Source organism: Vibrio sp. Y176 (genome assembly GCF_033438945.1).
In genome coordinates, this window is the sequence record NZ_JAWOQS010000281.1 from 1 (window position 1) to 841 (window position 841).

General features: G+C 47.8%; 1 pseudogene. It reads left to right on the forward strand.

Features of this window, described 5'->3' with window-relative positions:
- A pseudogene (locus tag R7O13_RS25570) lies at positions 1–841 on the forward strand (L-arabinose isomerase); the annotation flags it as partial.

The following is an 841-nucleotide window of genomic DNA, read 5'->3' on the forward strand; positions in this document are numbered from 1 at the left end:
AGCTAAATAAGCCATTTTTACACCTTCACACCCAGTTCAACGCGACCCAACCATGGGATGAAATAGACATGAATTTCATGAACCTCAACCAAAGTGCGCACGGTTGCCGAGAGTTTGGCTTCATTGGCACCCGTCTGAATAGTGAACGTAAAGTCGTAGTCGGACACTGGCAAGAACCGCAAGTTCATAGAGATATCGACGATTGGTGTCGCGCCGCTATTGGTGTGAATGCAGGTCAGCACCTGAAAGTCGCCCGCTTTGGCGACAACATGCGCCAAGTCGCGGTCACGGAAGGCAACAAAGTCTCTGCACAAATCCAGTTTGGATATGAAGTGAATGCGTACGGTCTTGGTGAGCTCAGTGACGTAGTCAACTCGATATCAGATGCGGATGTAAATCACCAGCTAGATGAATACGCATCCGTGTATGAGATGTCTCCAGACTTATTCAACGACTCTGATTTGAAAAAGCTGATGACGCAAGAGGCACGTTTAGAACTTGGGATGGAATCTTTCCTCAAATCTGTTGGAGCAGGCGCTTTCACCAACACGTTTGAAAACCTAACTGGCTTAACAAATTTACCAGGACTAGCAACACAGCGCTTAATGGCTAAAGGTTTTGGTTACGGCGGAGAGGGTGATTGGAAAACCGCAGCAATGACGCACATCATGAAAGTCATGGGGCAAGGCAAACCGGGCGGTACATCTTTTATGGAAGACTATACCTACAACTTCGGCGAAAAAGGGCAAGTGTTAGGCGCTCACATGCTAGAAGTTTGTCCAACTATCGCGGCAGCGAAACCAAGATTGGAAGTTCATCGTCACACCATTGGCTGTCGTTG